At 70.5% G+C, this 18,897-nt stretch carries 15 protein-coding genes and 1 pseudogene; 7 read left to right on the forward strand and 9 right to left on the reverse strand.

Annotated features, from left to right (window positions below; translation table 11 throughout):
• Positions 1–12: 12 nt before the first annotated feature.
• Positions 13–303 carry a hypothetical protein gene (locus ACPCJR_RS16130; protein ID WP_391513633.1) on the reverse strand — a complete coding sequence of 97 codons (291 nt, stop codon included), beginning with the start codon at positions 301–303 and terminating at the stop codon, positions 13–15.
• Between the two features lie 146 nt (positions 304–449).
• Here ACPCJR_RS16130 and ACPCJR_RS16135 point away from each other — a divergent pair, with 146 nt between their 5' ends.
• On the forward strand, positions 450–614 hold the full coding sequence (locus ACPCJR_RS16135; RefSeq protein WP_181425481.1) for a ribosome modulation factor: 165 nt from the start codon (positions 450–452) through the stop codon (positions 612–614).
• An 81-nt stretch (positions 615–695) separates the two neighbouring features.
• Complete coding sequence (gene metC / locus ACPCJR_RS16140) at positions 696–1,883, forward strand: cystathionine beta-lyase (protein ID WP_391513631.1); 1,188 nt, start codon at positions 696–698, stop codon at positions 1,881–1,883.
• Between the two features lie 166 nt (positions 1,884–2,049).
• Here the strand turns inward: metC and ACPCJR_RS16145 are convergent, their stop codons facing one another.
• A complete protein-coding gene (locus ACPCJR_RS16145) occupies positions 2,050–2,646 on the reverse strand; it encodes a pyridoxamine 5'-phosphate oxidase family protein (RefSeq protein WP_391513630.1) in 597 nt (198 codons plus the stop codon).
• 380 nt (positions 2,647–3,026) lie between these two features.
• Here ACPCJR_RS16145 and ACPCJR_RS16150 point away from each other — a divergent pair, with 380 nt between their 5' ends.
• Complete coding sequence (locus ACPCJR_RS16150) at positions 3,027–6,287, forward strand: PAS domain S-box protein (RefSeq protein ID WP_391513628.1); 3,261 nt, start codon at positions 3,027–3,029, stop codon at positions 6,285–6,287.
• Positions 6,288–6,381: 94 nt separating this feature from the next.
• On the opposite strand, the gene ACPCJR_RS16155 is transcribed toward ACPCJR_RS16150, so the two are convergent.
• A complete protein-coding gene (locus tag ACPCJR_RS16155) occupies positions 6,382–8,610 on the reverse strand; it encodes a glycosyltransferase family 2 protein (RefSeq protein WP_391513626.1) in 2,229 nt (742 codons plus the stop codon).
• An 11-nt stretch (positions 8,611–8,621) separates the two neighbouring features.
• Entirely contained in the window at positions 8,622–8,948 is a 327-nt protein-coding gene (locus tag ACPCJR_RS16160) for a cupin domain-containing protein (protein WP_391513625.1), read from the reverse strand.
• A 109-nt stretch (positions 8,949–9,057) separates the two neighbouring features.
• Here ACPCJR_RS16160 and ACPCJR_RS16165 point away from each other — a divergent pair, with 109 nt between their 5' ends.
• Together ACPCJR_RS16165 and ACPCJR_RS16170 are read left to right on the forward strand one after the other, a co-directional pair.
• Complete coding sequence (locus ACPCJR_RS16165) at positions 9,058–9,216, forward strand: hypothetical protein (RefSeq protein ID WP_391513623.1); 159 nt, start codon at positions 9,058–9,060, stop codon at positions 9,214–9,216.
• 34 nt (positions 9,217–9,250) lie between these two features.
• Positions 9,251–9,875 (forward strand): annotated as a pseudogene (locus tag ACPCJR_RS16170) (protein-L-isoaspartate(D-aspartate) O-methyltransferase).
• 42 nt (positions 9,876–9,917) lie between these two features.
• On the opposite strand, the gene ACPCJR_RS16175 reads toward ACPCJR_RS16170, so the two are convergent.
• From ACPCJR_RS16175 to mutL, 3 genes are all read right to left on the reverse strand, one after another.
• On the reverse strand, positions 9,918–10,259 hold the full coding sequence (locus ACPCJR_RS16175; RefSeq protein ID WP_391513622.1) for a type II toxin-antitoxin system RelE/ParE family toxin: 342 nt from the start codon (positions 10,257–10,259) through the stop codon (positions 9,918–9,920).
• A gap of 37 nt (positions 10,260–10,296) precedes the next feature.
• Positions 10,297–10,557: a type II toxin-antitoxin system ParD family antitoxin gene (locus tag ACPCJR_RS16180; RefSeq protein ID WP_245421553.1), complete on the reverse strand. Its 261-nt coding sequence runs from the start codon at positions 10,555–10,557 to the stop codon at positions 10,297–10,299.
• 101 nt (positions 10,558–10,658) lie between these two features.
• Complete coding sequence (mutL, locus tag ACPCJR_RS16185; protein ID WP_391513620.1) at positions 10,659–12,641, reverse strand: DNA mismatch repair endonuclease MutL; 1,983 nt, start codon at positions 12,639–12,641, stop codon at positions 10,659–10,661.
• A 234-nt stretch (positions 12,642–12,875) separates the two neighbouring features.
• Here mutL and ACPCJR_RS16190 point away from each other — a divergent pair, with 234 nt between their 5' ends.
• The gene (locus ACPCJR_RS16190) at positions 12,876–14,339 is read left to right on the forward strand and encodes a hypothetical protein (RefSeq protein ID WP_391513619.1); all 1,464 of its coding nucleotides are present in this window, start codon (positions 12,876–12,878) and stop codon (positions 14,337–14,339) included.
• A 78-nt stretch (positions 14,340–14,417) separates the two neighbouring features.
• Here the strand turns inward: ACPCJR_RS16190 and ACPCJR_RS16195 are convergent, their stop codons facing one another.
• On the reverse strand, positions 14,418–15,644 hold the full coding sequence (locus ACPCJR_RS16195; RefSeq protein WP_391513617.1) for an acyl-CoA dehydrogenase family protein: 1,227 nt from the start codon (positions 15,642–15,644) through the stop codon (positions 14,418–14,420).
• Between the two features lie 189 nt (positions 15,645–15,833).
• Between ACPCJR_RS16195 and ACPCJR_RS16200 the strand changes: the two genes are divergently transcribed.
• Positions 15,834–17,699, forward strand: coding sequence for an ABC-F family ATP-binding cassette domain-containing protein (locus ACPCJR_RS16200; protein WP_391513615.1), 1,866 nt, complete (start codon positions 15,834–15,836; stop codon positions 17,697–17,699).
• 16 nt (positions 17,700–17,715) lie between these two features.
• On the opposite strand, the gene ACPCJR_RS16205 is transcribed toward ACPCJR_RS16200, so the two are convergent.
• Positions 17,716–18,759, reverse strand: coding sequence for a hypothetical protein (locus ACPCJR_RS16205; protein ID WP_391513613.1), 1,044 nt, complete (start codon positions 18,757–18,759; stop codon positions 17,716–17,718).
• Between the last annotated feature and the right edge of the window lie 138 nt (positions 18,760–18,897).

Here is an 18,897-nt window from a genome sequence, read left to right on the forward strand (position 1 = left end):
CCGGGCGTCCGGTCAGCGCTTGCGGGCGGGGGCCGGGAGGGTCTCGCCGCGCATCAGGGCGTTGAGCCGCTCGGTGTCGAAGCCGGTGAGCATGCGGCTCTTGGCGGTGTCGCCCGCGTCCGGGCCCTGGGTCACCGTGCCGGTGGTGACGGGATCGGGCCGTTGCGGCGCCGCCCGCACCGGCGCGGGAGCCGGGACGGCGGCCACGGCCGGATGCGTGAGGCGATCCGCGCTCACGAGGACGACGCTGAGGGTTCCGAGGGCCGTGACGGTGCCGAAGACGATGACGCGCAGAATGCTCAAGGCGACGCACTCACAGGAACGCAGATACGCGGAACCGTGACGGAGCGGCTCCGGAAACAGGATGCCCGCCCTCTCGTTAACGAACCGGACGGCCGGGCCCGGCGCGGGCCGGCCCACTTCAAGACAACCGGCAAAGGATCTTCGCCATGAACGAACAGGCGACCGCGAGCGACAGTCCCTTCATCCAGGGGCGCAACGCGCGGCTCTACGGCAAGAGCGTCGAGGAATGCCCCTACCCGGAGGGCTCGCAGGACCGCGAGGCCTGGCTCCAGGCCTACGAGGAGGCGGCGGCCGACGATCCGAAGGCCTGACCGCCAAGCGCCTTGACGCTGCCGGCCCCGGAGGGCTGAAAGGGCCTCAGCCCGAACGCCCTCTCTTTCCCTCCGAGGCCGATGTCCAAGTCCCCTCCCCGCGACCGCGGCCGCTTCGGCGCCGACACCCGCCTCGTTCTCGCCGGGCGCGATCCGGGCGCCCAGCACGGCTTCGTCAACACGCCGATCTATCGCGGCTCGACGGTCCTCTATCCGACCTACGACGACATCAAGCACCGGCGCGGGCGCTACAATTACGGCACCTCCGGCACGCCGACGATGGACGCGCTCTGCGAGGCCTGGAGCGAGGTCGCCGGGGCGGCCGGCACGGTGCTGGCGCCGTCCGGCCTCTCGGCCCTAACGCTGGCGCTGATGACCTGCGTGAGCGCGGGCGACCACCTCCTCGTCACCGATTCCGCCTACCGCCCGACCCGCATTTTTTGCGATGGGGTGCTGCGCCGGTATGGGGTGGAGGTCGAATACTACGATCCGGTGATCGGGGCCGGCATCGCCGGGCTGATGCGCGACAACACACGCGCCGTGCTCGTGGAGGCGCCGGGCTCGCAGACCTTCGAGATGCAGGACGTGCCCGCCATCGCCGAGGCGATGCACGCCCGCGGCGGCACGGTGGTGATGGACAACACCTGGGCCACGCCGCTGCTGTTCCCGCCCCACGAGCGCGGCGTCGACCTCGCGGTGGAGGCGGGCACCAAGTATCTCAGCGGCGGCTCGGACCTGCTGCTCGGCCTCGTCTCGGCCAATGCGGCGCACTACCCGGCGCTCAAGCGCACCTACGAGCACTTTGCCAACTGCCCCGGCCCCGAGGACATCTTTCTGGGACTGCGCGGCTTGCGCACCATGGGCCTGCGCCTGCGCGAGCACGGCGCCCGGGGGCTCGCCATGGCCGAGTGGCTCCAGGCCCGCCCCGAGGTGCTGCGGGTGCTGCATCCGGCGCTTCCCGACGATCCCGGCCACGCGATCTGGAAGCGCGACTTCTCCGGCGCCTCGGGCCTGTTCGGCGTGATCCTGAAGCCGGTCTCGGAGGCGGCGCTCGCCGCCTTCCTCGACGGGCTCGAACTGTTCGGGATGGGGTTTTCCTGGGGCGGCTTCGAGAGCCTCGTCATCCCCTTCGACCCGACCGTCTACCGCACCGCCACCCGCTGGCAGCCCGGCGGCCCCGCCTTACGCTTCCATATCGGCCTGGAGGATCCGGAGGATCTGAAGGCGGATCTGGAGGCCGGTTTCGCGCGCATGGCGGCTTTGGCCTGAGGGACACACTCGGTCGGCCTGACGGTTGGATGGATTGGGGAGGGTGACCGGTTCGTTCGTCATGCGGCGCCTCCGGCCCGCCATTCCGGAGAGAGCGAGGCAGCAGGCGTCCGCAACCGGTCGCAAGCCGCCCCTCCTGCGATCAACGTGAGCCGGGCGTTGCCCCTCAGGGCGCCACCCACGTCCCCCGCCGGTCCTCTCCCTCCCGGAAGAACACCGCCCGCCGATGCCCGCGGCGGTCGAGATACAGCAGATCGAGCCGCTCGGCGCTCAGCACCACCGCGCAAAAGTTCTCGCGGCCGATCCGCGCCGCCGGATCCTCCTCCGGCAAGGTGTAGGCGTCGCCCGCCGGCAGGGCCGTGCCGGGGGCGGGCTCGACCCCATAGCAGACCCGGCTCATCGCCAGGGCGCCCGCCCAGGCGGCGTCGGCGATTGCATCGTCGACGTGAAGACTCGCTCTCGCCTCGAGGCGAAGCTGGAGCTTGGTGGCCCGATCGTAGACGTGGAGGGCGGCGCGGCCCGATTGCGCGATCTCCCGGGCCTTGTCCGAGCGCCGGTCGCAGTGGAAGCGCAGGGTCCCTGCCCCGGCGTCGCTCGCGCGCAGCACCACCGTGCGCAGGCGTGGGCGGCCCTCCGCGTCGACCGTGGCCAGCGACGGTGTGTGGAAGGGGCTGTGCCGGTTGGCGACGCCCTCCGCGAGGCACCGCCAGCCTTCCGCGCGAAAGCCGTCGAGGTCGTCGTAGAAGGAAGGCAGCGCGTCCACGCCGGGGCTCCTGCGCGAAGAGGGTTTCGGGCCGAACGGTCCGGGACGACGGCGGCCCTGCGCGAAGCTGGCGCGAGGGTCGGCCCCTGGCAAGGCGCGGACGGCTTGCGAGCCGACCGGCCGCACGCCGCGGTTCCGCACGGCTTCGTGATCCCTATCCCGGTTTGGTTGGTTGGGGTTGATCTGTCATGGCACGCGCAACGCATTGATGGCACGGCTTGCCCGCGGCCGCGTTGAACGCTCTCGAACGCTCACCGTCGCGTTTCCATCTTGCCCGCTTCCATCTTGCCCGCGTCGCCCTTGATCGCCTCACCGATGCCTCCTGCTCGCCAGACCGCCCTGCCCGGCGGGCGGCCCCGTCCGCGCTGGGATGCCGCCGCGTGAGCGGTCTGCCCCCCTTCCTCGACGGCGGCGGCGAGACGGGCGCCCTGATCCGCGCCCACGACTGGGCGGACACGCCGCTCGGGGCCCCGGAGACGTGGCCGGCCGCGCTCAAAACCCTGGTCGGCGTGATGCTCGGCTCGCGCCAGCCCATGCTGATCGTCTGGGGCGAGGGCTATGTGACGCTCTACAACGACGGCTACGCTCCGATGTGCGGCGGCCGCCATCCCTGGGCGCTCGGCCGCAGCTTCGCGGACGTCTGGCACGACATCTGGGATCAGGTGGGGCCGATCCTGTCGCGCGCCTATGCGGGCGAGGCCACGCATATGGACGACATCGCCTTCACCATGCACCGCAACGGCTTTCCGGAGGAGACCCACTTCGCCTTCGGCTACACGCCCGTTCGGATCGAGGACGGCACGGTGGCCGGCATGTTCTGCGCCTGCTCGGAGACCACCGCCGCGGTGCGGGCGGGCCGGCAGATGCGGGCCGAGCGCGAGCGCCTCGCGGGGCTGTTCGAGCAGGCGCCGAGCTTCGTCGCCGTGCTCGACGGGCCCGGCCACGTCTTCTCCTTCGCCAACGCCGCCTACCGCGGGCTCGTGGCCCACCGCGACGTGATCGGCAAACCGGTGCGCGAGGCCCTGCCGGAGATCGCGGGCCAGGGCTTCTTCGAGCTGCTCGATGAGGTCTACGCCACGGGCCGCACCCATTCGGCGCACGGCGCACCCGTGACGCTGCTGCGCGTGCCCGGGGCTGCGCCGGAGCAGCGCTTCCTCGACTTCGTCTACCAGCCCATGCGCGACGCGAGCGGGACGGTCACCGGCGTGTTCGTCGACGGGTCGGACGTCACCGAGCGGATCGCCGGCAACGCCGCGCTCGCGGAGAGCGAGGCGCGCTTCCGCACCATGGCGGACGACGCCCCCGTGATGATGTGGGTGACGGACCCGCAGGGCGCCTGCCTCTACCTGAACCGGCGCTGGTACGAGTTCACCGGCCAGGACGAGGCGGGGGCGCTCGGCCTCGGCTGGCTCGATGCGGTCCACCCGGACGATCGCGGCTGGTCGGGGGAGACCTTCCTCGCCGCCAATGCCCGGCGCGAGGCCTTCCAGCTCGAATACCGCCTGCGCCGCGCCGACGGCGCCTATCGCTGGGCGATCGATTCCGCGAGCCCGCGCTTCTCCGCCCACGGGGCCTTCCTCGGCTATATCGGCTCGGTCGTCGACATCGAGGAGCGCCGCGCCGCCGAGCTGGCACTGGCCGAGAGCGAGGAGCGCCTGCGCGTCGCGGTGGAGAACGCCGAGGTCGGCTTCTGGGACGTCGATCCGATCGCCGGCAGCCTGTTCTGGCCGGCGCGGGTGAAGGCGATGTTCGGCATCTCGCCCGAGGTGCCGGTCTCGATGGACGATTTCTACGCCGGGCTCCATCCGGAGGACCGGCCGCGAACCAGCGCCGCCTACGCCGCCGCGGCCGACCCGGACGCGCGCGCGCTCTACGACATCGAGTACCGGACCATCGGCAAGGAGGACGGCCTCGTCCGCTGGGTGGCGGCCAAGGGGCGCGGCATCTTCGACGCGCAGGGACGCTGCCTGCGCGTGCTGGGCACCGCCATCGACATCACCGCGCGCAAGGCCATCGAGGAGCGGCTTCTCGAGACCACCCGCCGCCTCGACGCGGTGCTCGACAACGCGACCCAGGCCATCTTCATGATGGATGAGCGCCAGCACTGCGCCTACATGAACCGCGCCGCCGAGCGCCTGACCGGCTACACCCTGGAGGAGACGCGGGGACAAGCGCTCCACGACGTCGTGCACCACACCCGGCCCGACGGCAGCCCCTACCCGCTGCACGACTGCCCGATCGACCAGGCCTTCCCGGAGAACAACCAGGAGCAGGGCCAGGAGATCTTCGTCCACCGGGACGGCTCGTTCTACCCCGTCGCCTTCACCGCGAGCCCGATCCGCGACGAGCGGGGCACCGCGATCGGCACGGTGATCGAGGCGCGCAACATCGAGGCGGAGCTGCGCGCCAAGGCGCAGCTGGAGGCCTTCAACGCCAGCCTGGAACAGCAGGTGGCCAGCCGCACCGCGGAGCTGATGCGGGTCGAGGAGGCCCTGCGCCAGAGCCAGAAGATGGAGGCGGTGGGCCAGCTCACCGGCGGCCTCGCCCACGACTTCAACAACCTGCTCACCGGCATCACCGGCTCGCTCGAACTGCTGCAGACCCGCCTCGCGCAGGGGCGGCTCACGGAGATCGACCGCTACGTCAACGCCGCGCAGGGCGCCGCCAAGCGCGCCGCGGCGCTGACCCACCGCCTGCTGGCCTTCTCCCGCCGCCAGACGCTCGACCCCAAGCCCACCGACGTGAACCGGCTGGTGACCGGCATGGAGGAACTGCTCCGCCGTACCATCGGCCCCTCCATCACCCTGGAGGTGGTGGCCGCGGGCGGGCTGTGGTCGGTGCTGGTCGATCCGAGCCAGCTCGAGAACGCGCTCTTGAACCTCTGCATCAACGCCCGCGACGCCATGCCGGAGGGCGGGCGCATCACCATCGAGACCGCCAACCGCTGGCTCGACGACCGGGCCGCCCGCGAGCGCGACCTCGATCCCGGCCAGTACCTCTCGCTCTGCGTGACCGACACCGGCACCGGCATGAGCCCGGACGTGATCGCCAAGGCCTTCGACCCGTTCTTCACGACGAAGCCCATCGGCCAGGGCACGGGACTCGGCCTCTCGATGATCTACGGCTTCGTCCGCCAGTCGGGCGGGCAGGTGCGGATCTATTCCGAGATCGATCAGGGCACGACGATGTGCCTCTACCTGCCGCGCCATTACGGCGCGGCGGAAGAGCCGGACGCGGCCCCGGACCTCGCCGCGGCGCCCCGCGCCGAACAGGGCGAGACGGTGCTGATCGTCGACGACGAGCCGACCGTGCGGATGCTGGTGACGGAGGTGCTGGAAGATTTCGGCTACACCGCGATCGAGGCGGCGGACGGTCCCGCGGGTCTGAAGGTGCTGCAATCGAACGCCCGCATCGACCTGCTCGTCACCGATGTCGGCCTGCCCGGCGGCATGAACGGGCGGCAGGTGGCCGATGCCGGCCGGTCCCTGCGGCCGGGCCTGAAGGTCCTGTTCATCACCGGCTACGCGGAGAACGCGGCGGTGGGCAACGGCCACCTCGAGCCCGGCATGCAGGTCATCACCAAGCCCTTCGTGATGGAGGTGCTGGCCGCGCGCATCAAGGAGATGATCAATTCGCGTTGAGGGGGACAAACCCCTGTTTTCGTAGGCGGATCGATGCCGAGCACTCCCCTCTCCCCGCCCGCGGGGAGAGGGGGAGCCCATCCGGCACTCGCGATTAAAATCTTGCCGGGTCGAGTTCGAAGGTCGGTGGGCGCGCCTCGAACCATTCGCTGTAATAGGGGTCCTTCGGGATGGCTTCCGCCCAGCGCACCCGGAAGCGGGCCTGCTCGTCCGCCGCGACGGTGCGGGCGCGGTTGCGGCTTTCGTAGTGGTAGAGCTCGATTTCGGCGCAATAGACGCTGCGCAGGCCCCGCTCGCGCAGGCGCAGGCAGAGATCGACGTCGTTGTAGTTGACGGCAAAGCCCTCGTCGAAGCCCTGGATCGCCTCGAACGCGGCCCGCCGCACCATCACGCAGGCGCCCGTCACCGCGAGATAGTTGCGGTTGCCCGCGGTCGAGAAGAAGTGGCCCGGATCCTCCCGCGGATAGGAGCGGCGGGGATGATCGGGCGTCGCGTCGATCACCGTGACGCCGACATGCTGCAATTCGCCCGTCTCGAACAGGAGCTTTGGGCCGACCGCGCCGACGCCGGGGATCTGCAGGAGCGCCAGCATCGCCTCGATCCAGTCGGGGCTGATGACCTCGATGTCGTCGTTGAGGAAGACGAGCACGGCGCCGCGCGCCGCCCGCGCGCCGAGGTTCATCTTGGCCGCGACGTTGAAGACCGGCTGGTCCCAGGTGACGGAGCGCGCCCCGAACTGCTCCAGGGCCGCACGGGTCGAGGGCCGCAGATCGCCGTTGTCGACCGCCACGATCTCGAGGTTTTCGTAGCGGCTCCGCTCGCGGATGCTGGCGAGGCAGGCGGCGAGAAGATCGACGGTGCGACCGCGGACCTCGCTGTCGCGGCCGGCGGTGGGGATCACGATCGAGACGAGGGGCCGTTCCGTCAGCGGACGGCGCAGGTGGAAGCTGCCGGCAAAGGCGGTGGGGCGCACGGAATCGAGCCCGCCGGTGCGCCGCGCCCGATCCTCCAGCGCGCGGATGGCGGCGGCGACCACGTAGCCCTTGTTGTCCATGGCCTGGGCGGTCGAGCCAGGGATCGCCCGCCAATGGTAGAGCACCTGGGGCACGTGGCGCACGCGCGTCGCGTGCTCGGTGTAGCGCAGCACGAAGTCGTAATCCTGGGCGCCCTCGCACGCCGCCCGGAAGCCGCCGATGCGGGCGACGATGTCCCGCCGGTAGAGCGCCAGATGGGCCGTGTACATGCAGGCCTCCAGCGTCTCCGGGGACCAGTCCGGCTTGAAGAACGGCTCGTAGCGCTCGCCGCGCACCGTGATCTTGTCCTCGTCCGAGTAGAGGAAATCGGTCTGCGGATCGGCGTTCAGGGCCGCGACGAGGGCGTAGAGCGCGTGCGGCGGAATCGCGTCGTCGTGGTCGATCAGGGTGAGCCAGTCGCCGGTCGCGAGCGCCAGCGCGTCGTTGCTCGCGCCGACGATGCCGCCGTTCTGGGTTCGCCGGTGCAGGCGCACCCGCGGCTCGTCGCGCACCAGCGCGTCGAGCATCGGCGCGATGTGGGGAGCGCTCGAAGCGTCGTCGGTCAGGCACAGCTCCCAGTCGGGATAGGCTTGCGCCCGGATGCTGGCGAGCGCCGCCTCGAGATAGGGTTTGGGCGTGTTGTAGACCGGCATGACGATGGAGATGCGCGGCCGCACCCGGAAGCCGGCGATCGCCGCCCGCATCGCGTCCGGGCTCGGCAGGGCCGGGCGCTCGACCTGCTCGATCCAGGCGGCGTAGGAGGCTGCGGCCGGGCGCGGCCGGGCGCTGTCCCAGAAATCCCGCCACAGGGCGCCGGGCGGGCGGCTGCGCGCGAGCTGGGCAAGGCGCCCGATCACCGCTCGCGCGCCCCGCTCCTCCTCCGGGAGCCGGGCCAGGAGCCGGCGGGCCACGGCGAGCGCGGCGGCGGGGCCGCGCAAGGGTTCGAGGGTGGCCCGCGAGAGGCGGAAGCGCCCGCTCGCGGCGAGCGGATCGAGGCGCAGGCCCCGCACCCGGCGCGGCAGGTACACGAGATCGTCGATCCCGCCTTCCTCCCGCATCTCCAGCCGGACCGCCTCGTCCTCGCGGAAGCCCGAGCCGTCATCGACGTAGAGGAGCGGCACGGTCTTGGTCGCACCGAGCCCTTCGATGTCGGCGCGGATGCGCACCCAGCCCGGGGCCAGCCGGAACGGGAACAGCCGCCCGCCCCGCGGATGGGTCAGGCGGAATTGCGGGTCGGACCCGGTGGAGCGCCAGAGGCCCTGGCCCTCCGGCTCGACCTGTCCCTTGGGTTCGATGCGGCACGCGATCATGACGCAAGGCGTTAGCGCGGCGCGAGGTGAACCGCGAGCCAGATCGTCGGATCGGCCGTGCGCTCGACCCGGTGGCGGCGGTGCGCCGGGATCAGCAGGTGGTCGCCCTCGGCGAGATGGCGCGGCGCCGGCTCGTCGGCAAAGCGCAGTTCGGCCGCGCCCTTCAGCACCGCGACCCACTCGTCCTCGGCCCCATCGTACCAGTGGCCCGGCGGGCTCGCCTGCCCTGTCGAGACGATGCGCTCGATCCGCGCGTTCGGCGCGGCCAGCAGCGTCTCGAAGATCTCCTCCTCGGCGCGCGCCGGGATGCCGGCGAACAGGTTCGGGCAGGCGGTCATGCGCAGGGGCGCTCCTCGATGGCGGGAGGGGTGGACACCGCCCGGCGTTCCGGGCGTTGAACACAGGCGGCCCGCCTCGCCTGAGCCGCCTCTTGAAGGGTGTAGCACGATGCCCGAGACCGAGCCTCCGCCGCTCCCGCCCGCCGACGCGGATGCGGGCCTGCCGACGCCGCCGAGCCCCGGCCGGGTGCGGCCCCCGCCCCTGCCGCCGGGACCGGCGCCGGACGCCCCTCCCCCCGGCGAGGCGGAGGACGAGCGGGAGGGGTAGCGCGGTGCCGGACCTCGTCGCCGCGCGCGCCCGCATGGTCGAGACGCAGCTGATCGCCCGCGGCATCCGCGATCCGGCCGTGCTCGCGGCGATGGGCAGCGTGCCGCGGGAGGCCTTCGTCGCGCCCGCGCTGGCGCAGGAGGCCTACCGCGACGGGCCGCTGCCGATCGGCGAGGGTCAGACGATCTCGCAGCCCGCCATCGTCGCCCTGATGATCGCGGCCCTGGCCGTGCAGCCCGGCGCGCGGGTGCTGGAGGTCGGGGCCGGCTGCGGCTACGCGGCGGCCGTGCTGGCGCGGATGGGCGCCGCGGTCTTCGCGGTCGAGCGCCGCGCCCGCCTCGGCGAGGCTGCCCGGGCCCGGCTCGCCGCCCTCGGCTTCGGCGCCGTGGCCCTGCGCATCGGCGACGGCCGTGCCGGCTGGCCGGAGGCCGCGCCCTTCGACGCGATCCTCGTCTCCGCGGCCGGCCCCGGACGTGCCGGCGGCACTGAAGGACCAGCTCACGCCCGGCGGCCATCTCGTCCTCCCCGTCGGCCCACCCGGCGGGCAGACGCTGCTGCGGCTGACCCGGCGCGGACCGGAGCGCTTCGCGAGCACGGATCTCGGCCCGGTCTCGTTCGTGCCGCTCGTGCGGGGGGAGGTTGCGACGGAGAGGGGGTGAGGGGCGATCCCTGAAGCACCCGATTGCGGCCCCACCGATCGCTCAAGCGGTGGCGATGCCGTCATCACCGGCCGCACGCGTCGGATCGAGACCGCCGGGAAGCCTCCGGCGCGGCTCCATCCTGTCGTGCAGGATGCGGAGGATCACGACTTCGCCCGCATCGTCCGCCGCATCCACCACCGTGAAGTAGAGGACGTGCGACGCTCCGGTCCGGCGCCTGCCGGCCAGAGCGACGTGGAACGAGCGGATTCCGGCCGCGATCTCCGGTCGGATCTTCGAGGACGGACGCCGAGGCTCTTCGGCTACCATGGCGATCGCCCTGTCGATCAACTCCGCATAGGCCTGCACCTGACGAGAGCCGAACGTGCGGAGCGTTTCCTCCAAGAGCCGCTCGATGTCCTCGTCCGCTCGACGCGTGAGCCTAAGGCGCACGGCCGGCCTTGCGCATCACGGCCTGGGCGATGCTGGCCGCGGTCCTGTCGCTGAAACGGTCAGCCCGCAGATCGTCCAGGCCGCCTTCGACCTCGCGCTTCAGGATCGCAAGCCTCTCGGCCTCGGCGGCCTTTTCCTGCTCCAGCAGGCGCAAGCCCTCCCGGACGACCTCGCTCGCCGACGCATAGCCGCCGGAACGCGTGAGTTCGTCCACGAACGACAGCAATTCAGGGGGCAGGCTCACATTCATGGTGGCCACGGCATGTCTCCCGACGGATGAGGGAACCTGATCGGCAGTTCTTGTCAACAGAAGCGCGCGGGGCGGGGCGCCTTGCGATCGTCCACGAGCGCTCATCGCCGCCCGAACAGCCGCTCGATATCGGCCAGCCCCAGGGTCACGAAGGTCGGGCGGCCGTGGTTGCACGAGCCGGAGAGCGGGGTAGCCTCCATCTCGCGCAGGAGCGCGTTCATCTCCTCGGGCTTGAGGCGGCGCCCGGCCCGGATCGAGCCGTGGCAGCTCATGCGCGACAGGAGCGCGTCGAGGCGCCGCCGCACCGGATCGGGATCGCCCCCGCCGGCGGGTCCCCCCTCCTCCACGCCGCTGGCCTGCAGCGCGTCGAGCACGTCGAGCACGAGGTGCTTCACCGAGCCGCCGGCGAGCGCCGCGGGCACCGCGCGCACCAGCACCGCGCCGGGGCCGAAGGCCTCCAGGCTCAGGCCCAGCCGCTCCAGTTCCGGCGCGGCCTCGACGAGCCGGTCGGCCTCCTCGGGCGCCATCTCGACCACGTCGGGGATCAGCAGGCCCTGGGTCGCGACGCCGCCCTCGGCGCGCTCGCGCTTCAGCCGCTCGTAGACCAGCCGCTCGTGGGCGGCGTGCTGATCGACCAGCACGATACCCTCCCGGGTCTGGGCGAGGATGTAGGTCTCGTGGATCTGGGCGCGGGCGGCGCCGAGGGGGTGAGCCTCGGAGGAAGACTCGGCCTCCGGAACCGCCTCCGGCTCGGGCCGCAGGTCGGCGCCGGGCGGGGCGAGGTCGGCGGCAAACAGCGCCTGCGGCGTCTCGGCGAAACCGGCCCGGTCCCATGCCGGGCCGGCGGCGAAGGCCGGACGCTCGGGCGCGCGGTAGCCCGCGGGCGCGGCCACGGAAGGACCGGAGAAGAGGCGGCTGGCCGGGCGGGGGCTCAAGGCGCTCGCGGCGGCGGCGCCGGAATGGACGGAGAAGCGCCCGAGCCCCGCCGGGTCGGCGGAGCCGCCCGCGCGCAGGGCGTCGAGGGCGGCCTGCGTGCCCGTGCTGGAGGAGCGCGCCCCGGCCCGGCGCAGGGCCTCGTGGATCGCGCTGACGATCAGCGCCCGCACCAGCCCCGGCTCGCGGAAGCGCAGCTCCGTCTTGGCCGGGTGCACGTTCACGTCGACGAGGGCGGGATCGCAGGTGAGGGCGAGCGCCAGGACGGGATGGCGGTCGGAGCTCATGGTGTCGGCATAGGCGCCGCGCACGGCGCCCAGCAGGAGCCGGTCGCGCACGGGGCGCCCGTTGACGACGAAGTGGATGTGGCTCGCCGCCCCCCGGTGGAAGGTCGGCAGGCCGACATGGCCGGCCAGCGCGAAGCCCTCGCGGGCCATGTCGACGGGCACGCAATTGCCGGGAAAGTCCGGCCCCAGCACGGCGCCGAGGCGGCGCAGCAGGGCGGCCGGGCCCGGCTCGCTCTCGGCGGGAAACACCGTCGGGCTGCCGCTCTCGGTGCGCAGCGTGAAGCGCACCTGCGGCTGCGCCACCGCGAGCCGACGCAGGATTTCGGAGACGGCCGCCGTCTCGGCACGGTCGGATTTGAGGAATTTCAGCCGGGCCGGGGTCGCGGCGAAGAGTTCGGTCACCTCGATGCGGGTGCCGCGGGAGGCGGGCGCCGGGCGCACCGGGCCCTTGCTCCCGGAATCGACGGTGAGACTGACGCCCTCCCCGACCGCGGTGCGCGAGGTGATGGCGAGCCGCGAGACCGCCCCGATCGAGGGCAGGGCCTCGCCGCGAAAGCCGAGAGAGCCGATCCGGGTGAGATCGCCGTCGGGGAGCTTGGAGGTGGCGTGGCGCTCCACCGCGAGCGCGAGATCGTCCGCGCCCATGCCGATCCCGTCGTCGATGACGCGGATCAGGCGCCGCCCGCCGCCCTCGATCGCCACCTCGACGCTGCGCGCGCCCGCGTCGATGGCGTTCTCGACGAGTTCCTTGACGGCCGAGGCCGGGCGCTCGACCACCTCGCCCGCGGCGATCCGGTCGACTAGGATCGGGTCGAGTCGGCGGACGGCGGCGCGCGGCGGTTCGCGAAGGTCGGGGGCGGACATCCGCAAAATATAAGCCCCCGGGCGCCGGTCCGGTAGCCGAGGCGCGCCTCCATCCCGCCCGGAGCCGGCCCGGCCGCGGGACGAGGGCCACAACTTCCGCTTGCGCGCCGCCGCGCGCCGATCCACCCTCCGCAAAGACAACCTGAGAGAGAATCATCCGCCGGGAATCACCCGAACGGAGAGGGTTGTCGGCGGGCGCTCCGTCGGGGCGCCCTTGGAGAGGGAAGACGCATCGTGATCGCAACGCGCATCGCATCGGCCGCCGGCCTCGCCGCGGCCGCGGCCGGCTGGCTCGGCTTGGCCCCCGCTCTTGCCCCCGCCCTTGCCCCCGCCCTTGCCCCTGTCCTTGTGCCCTCGGCGGCACGGGCGCAGACCGCGGCCACGACCTGCGCGCAGAGCGCGGGTTCGACCGCGGCCTCCCCGCCCGCGCCGACGGTGATCGACGCGACCTGCGCGGCACTGCCCATCGACTTCCCCGGCGCGATCGAGCAGGGCGGTTTCGACCTGTTCGCGTGGCTGAGCTTCGTTGCCGTGAATTGGCCGGTCGATCCGGCGACCTGCACGGCGGATGCGGGCGCCTCGATCCTCTCCGGCACGCCCGCGCCGGTCTGGCTGAGCTACGCCTCGGACACGAGCGTGTTCGTGCCGGCCGGGCAGAGCCCGGCGCCGTGGTGCGCGCAAGGGGCCGGGACGGCCCAAGGTCTGGGCGGCGCGGAGAAGCGGATGCAGGCGCTCTCCGCCCAGCGCGCCGCGCGGGTGGCGCTCCTGCCCGAGAAGGTCCGGGCGCTGGCCGAGGCCCATCCCCAGGTCACGCTGTTCCTGTCGCACGATGCCAAGGGGGCCGGCCTGCTGCACGACCGCGCGGCGCTCTCCGGCGCGGACGGGGTGCCGGTGTCGGGAATCCTCCAGGCGACCGGTCAACCGGTCGTCGACCAGAACGGGCGCTTCGCGCGCTACTCCGTCTTCATGAACCAAGTGGAGTACGATTACCTGACCGCCAACCGGCTCTGGACGAAGGCGGGCCAGCAGGAGATCGCCCAGATCGCCTTTCCCGCCAGCCACCGCAAGACCGGCGCGCTCGGCTCCATGGAGATCAAGGCGGCCTGGAAGGTGCTCGGCGCGGGCGACGACCCGAGCCGTTTCCTGACGCAGACGGCGATCGTCTACAACGACACCAGCGGCGATCCGAGCCCGGGGCCGAACCCGGTCACCGTCGGCCTCGCGGGTCTCCATCTGGTCCGCAAGACGCAGAGCTCGCCCGAATGGATCTGGGCGACCTTCGAGCAGATCGACAACGACACCCGCTCCTTCGCCGACCCCGCCTGCACGACCTGCGCGCCGAACCAGCCGCCGACGCTGAAGCCCTACCGGGAACTCGACGCGGCCGGCAAACCCCTCAACCCGCCGACGCAGGTGGTGCCGGTGGTCCAGCCGGAGCAATCCGCGACGCGGCTGAACGCCACCTTCCAGCCGCTGCTGAAGGGGACGCCGTTCGCCTTCTACCGGCTCATCTCGGCACAATGGACCGGCGAGTTCGGCAACACGCCCAAGCCGCCGCAGCTCGGCAATTCGGTGATCGAGACCTACGTGACGCCGGGCGCGAAAACCTACGGCTGCCTGCAATGCCACGACGGGGCGACCGCCTGGCCCTCCAACAAGCCGGCGGACCGCAGCTTCATCATCAACGCCCAGCAATAGGGCGTCGGCGAACGCTCGAGCGGTGACGCCGGCCCTCGGGCGCGGCGGCGCCGCAGGAAGGTCCTTCGCGGCGGCCGCTCACCCCCGTGGCAGCATCCGGTCGCTGATGATGCGGCGCTGGATCTCGCTGGTGCCCTCGAAGATCGTGGTGAGGCGCGCGTCGCGCCAGTAGCGCTCGACCCGCCGCTCGGTGGTGTAGCCGTTGCCGCCGTGCAGCTGCATCGCCTGGTTCGTCACCCGCACCGCCATCTCGGTGGCCAGCAGCTTCACCCCCGCCGACTCGCTCTCGGCGGGCAGGCCTTCATCCAGGAGGTGGGCCACCTGCTGCCAGTAGGCGCGGGCCTGGGCCACCTCCGCCGCCATGTCGGCGAGCGCGAAGCGCAGCGCCTGGAATTGGCCAATCGGCTGGCCGAACTGCTCGCGCTCCTGAAGGTAGGCGGTGCAATCCTCCACCGCGGCGCGGGCGACGCCCACCGCGCGGGCGGCGGTGTGGACCCGGGCGATGTTGAGGCCGCGCTGCACCGAGGCGAAGCCGCCGGAATCGGCATCCGCCCCCTCGTCGCCGTAGAGGCCGGTGAGCCGATCGCGCTCGGGCACCCGCACGCCGTCGAGGTGAAGCTCGAAGGTGAGGAAGCCGTGATAGCCGATCTTGTCGATGACGGTGCCGGTCATGCCCTTCGGAAAGGTGCCGGGCTCCTTGACCACGAGGAAGGGTTCCAGCCCCGCCGAGCGCGGCTCGCCGGGCTCCGGCTCGCGCACCCGGGCCAGCACCTCGATGAAATCGGCGCCTTGCGCGAAGCCGGCCCAACGCTTGGTGCCGGTGAGCACCCATTCGTCGCCCTCGCGCACGGCGCGGGTCTGCACGCCGGCCAGATCCGAACCGGCGGTGGGTTCGGAGAGGGCGATCGAGCCGATCCACTGCCCCCTGGCGGATTTCGCCAGCAGCGCCCGGCGGCTTTCGTCGTCCAGCGTCTGCGTGCCGAGCCCCTGGCCGCGGGCGAGGATCGAGCCGGTGGAGAGCCAGGCGCGGGCAAGCTCCTCCGAGACGAGGCAGTACTCGAACACGCCGAGCCCCATCCCGCCGTACTCGGCGGGGATGGTGATGCCGAACCAGCCCTTCCGCGCCATCGCGTCGATGAGCGAGCGGGGCATCTCGCCCTTGCGCGGATCGAGTTCGTCGGCGATGGGCAGGATCACGTCGCGGGCGAAGGTCCGGGCCTCCTCCTGCAGCGCAACGCGCCTGTCCGTGCGCCAGGGCGAGAGCAGCTCCGGCGGACGCGGCGCCTTGAAGTCCGATGGGCTCATGGTTCCCCCCTTTCGTCTCGCTCGCCCGAGCCGAACGCTTAAGGTGGCAAAACGTTCGCGTCGGCGCGGGGCCAGCCTTGGCGAAGCGGTCCGGAACCGCGGCCCCGAGCGCACACGCACGGCACCTCCGCATGGGCCGGCCGCATCGACTCCCTTGCGCTGAGACCCGCCCGCCCCCAGAACGCGCCCATGCTGCGCGTCAACGATCTCACCTACCGCATCGGCGAGCGGGTCATCCTCGATTCGGCGACCTTCTCGATCCCCGACCGGGCCCGCGTCGGGCTCGTCGGCCGCAACGGCGCGGGCAAGACCACCCTGTTCCGGGCGATCCTCGGCGAGTTGCCGACCGATGCCGGCGCGGTCTCGCTGCCCAAGGGCATGCGCATCGGCGCGGTGGCGCAGGAAGCGCCCGCCGGCCCCGAGACCCTGCACGCGGTGGTGCTCGCCGCCGACACCGAGCGCGCCCGGCTGATGCGGGAGGCGGAGGACGCCGACGGGCTGCGCCGGGCCGAGATCGAGACGCGGCTCGTCGATATCGGCGCCCACTCGGCCCCGGCCCGCGCGGCGGCGATCCTGCACGGCCTGGGCTTCGATGCGGCGGCGCAAGGCCGTCCCTGCTCGGACTTCTCCGGCGGCTGGCGGATGCGGGTGGCGCTGGCCGCGGTGCTGTTCTCCGAGCCCGACCTGCTGCTTCTCGACGAGCCCACCAACTACCTCGACATCGAGGGCACGCTCTGGCTCTACGACTATCTCGAGAAGTACCCCCGTACGGCCGTCATCATCAGCCACGACCGGGAACTGCTCGACACGAGCGTCGATCACATCTTGCATCTCGACCGGGGCAAGCTCACGATCTACCGCGGCGGCTACACCAGCTTCGCTCGCCAGCTCTCCGAGAAGCGGGTGCTGCAGGCCAAGGCGAAGGCCAAGCAGGAGGTCGAGCGGGCGCATCTGCAAAGCTTCATCGACCGCTTCAAGGCCAAGGCCACCAAGGCGCGCCAGGCCCAGTCGCGGATGAAGCGGCTCGCCAAGATGGAGCCCATCGCCGCGCTGCTCGAAGACGAGGTGCCGGTGATCCACCTGCCGAGCCCGGACAAGCCGCTCTCGCCGCCGATCGTGGCGATGGAGCGCGTCCAGGCCGGCTACGGCGAGCGGATCGTGCTCTCGGGGCTGAACCTCAGCCTCGCCCCCGACGACCGGGTGGCGCTCTTGGGCGCCAACGGCAACGGCAAGTCGACCTTCTGCAAGCTGATCGGCGGGCGGCTGCCCCCGCTCGCGGGCGAGATGCGGCGCTCCTCCAAGATGGAGGTCGCCTATTTCGCGCAGCACCAGCTCGACGAGTTGCGCCCTTCCGAGAGCGCGGTGGCCCATGTGCGCGACCGGATGCCCGACGCACCCGAGGCGAAGGTGCGCTCGGCCGCCGCGCGGCTGGGCTTCCCGGCGTCGAAGGCCGACACGCCGGTGGAGAAACTTTCCGGCGGCGAGAAGGCGCGCCTGCTGATGGGGCTCGCCGCCTTCGACGGGCCGCACCTGCTGATCCTCGACGAGCCGACCAACCACCTCGACATCGAGAGCCGGCAGGCTTTGGTGGAGGCGATCAACGACTACGAGGGGGCGGTGATCCTCGTCAGCCACGACCGCTTCCTGATCGAGGCCTGCGCCGACCGGCTCTGGATCGTCGGCGACGGCTCGGTGAAGTCCTTCGACGGCGACATGGACGATTACCGCCGCCTCGTGCTCGCCGGCCCGGAACGGGTGGACACGTCCGGCGACGGCACCGGGGGGCAGAAGGCCGAGGCCCGCCGCTCGGCGGTGGAGCGGCGCGCGGCTCTGGCGCCCCTCCGGAAGCGGCTCGAGGCGATCGAGGCGCGCATGGCCAAGCTCTCGGGAGCGATCGAGAAGATCGACGCGGCGCTCGCCGACGGCACCGCCTTCCTCAAGGACGCGGCCAAGGCCGGCGATCTCGCCCGCATGCGCGCCGAAGCCGCCGAGGCCCTGGCCAAGGCCGAAGAGGAATGGCTGGAGGTGAGCGGGGAGATCGAAGCGGCGGCCTAATCAGCGAAGATGATTATTATAAACCTTCCAATAGCTTGAACTTGAAGGGCTCCAAGTCGAAGTTTTTAAGCGACTTAGGGACAACGATCGAATACATCCCGGCTGCATCGCGCGTAATGTGAATGTGCCAATATTTTAATTTATCGTTTTCTGTCACATTCAAATCATCGACTATCTTATGAAATTCCCCTATGGGGATTGAGAAAGCCCACTCCAAGTCCATACATCCTAGTACTAAAAATCCAGACTCTCCACCCTCTAAAAACACATCCCATTTCGGGTGGTGCGCGTACCAATACGGATGAGATGGGCGCCTCGTGTGCGCCTTTGATATTGTGCATACAACCCGAATTTTGTGATCCTTGTCCCAAAATAAAGCTCTACTCTGCTTGATAAGTTTCGTACTTAAAATTTCAGAAATTGTGGATATAATTCGCGCTCGTTGAGCGGTAAGCAGCCTTGGCTCGGTGAAATCCCAGATTCCCGTCACCTTCTCTTTGATTTCGCCAGCCGAGGCCTGAATGTTTAGCTCTGGCAACGCCCCCTCTTCTTCGTCGGTGATCGCAATCTCATCTTTTATTGAAGACGAGTCTCTGGCTGCAGTAAACATGACGTCCACCAACCTGTCGAGGCGGGTGTATTCTAAGGGAGCAAGTATACTTCTTATTTTTAGATCGGTATCTGGATCCACCGAATTTTCCTTCAATATTAAAAGCTTAATCAAAGACTCCGCACTGATTAGGCGAATGTCCCAAGCATGGCGCGATCCACGAACCTGTGCCTCAAGCTCTCCAGTATCCTGCCTGCCAACAACAATCAAAACAGATGTCTCTAATGGCGAAAGTTTCTGCGAGATTGATTTCGCCCTGTACCCAATAATCGTGTCGAGAGAAACTCGGTACGCGTCGCTGGTTTTTACTTCTACGATTATCGAACCTCCCTCGGGCGCAGCCCACAATCCATCGAACCCTACTTCGCCCGAAACGCCCTGATATCTACCATTTGTAACAATATAATCCAAACGCCTACCTAATTCATTAATCAAATCCTGGAGTATCATTCCGCCTTTTCTAGTTTGCTGGACAAACACTGCTCAACATATTCGCTTAATTTCGAAGAAGCTGCACCCCTGAAATATTCCCTTATCTCTTTGGAGCACGGCGAGTTGTCGCGGAGGTTCCCATCACCCGCCGCCGAA

The sequence above is a fragment of the Methylobacterium sp. NPDC097929 genome (assembly GCF_049543375.1).
Taxonomy (GTDB): Bacteria; Pseudomonadota; Alphaproteobacteria; order Rhizobiales; family Beijerinckiaceae; genus Methylobacterium.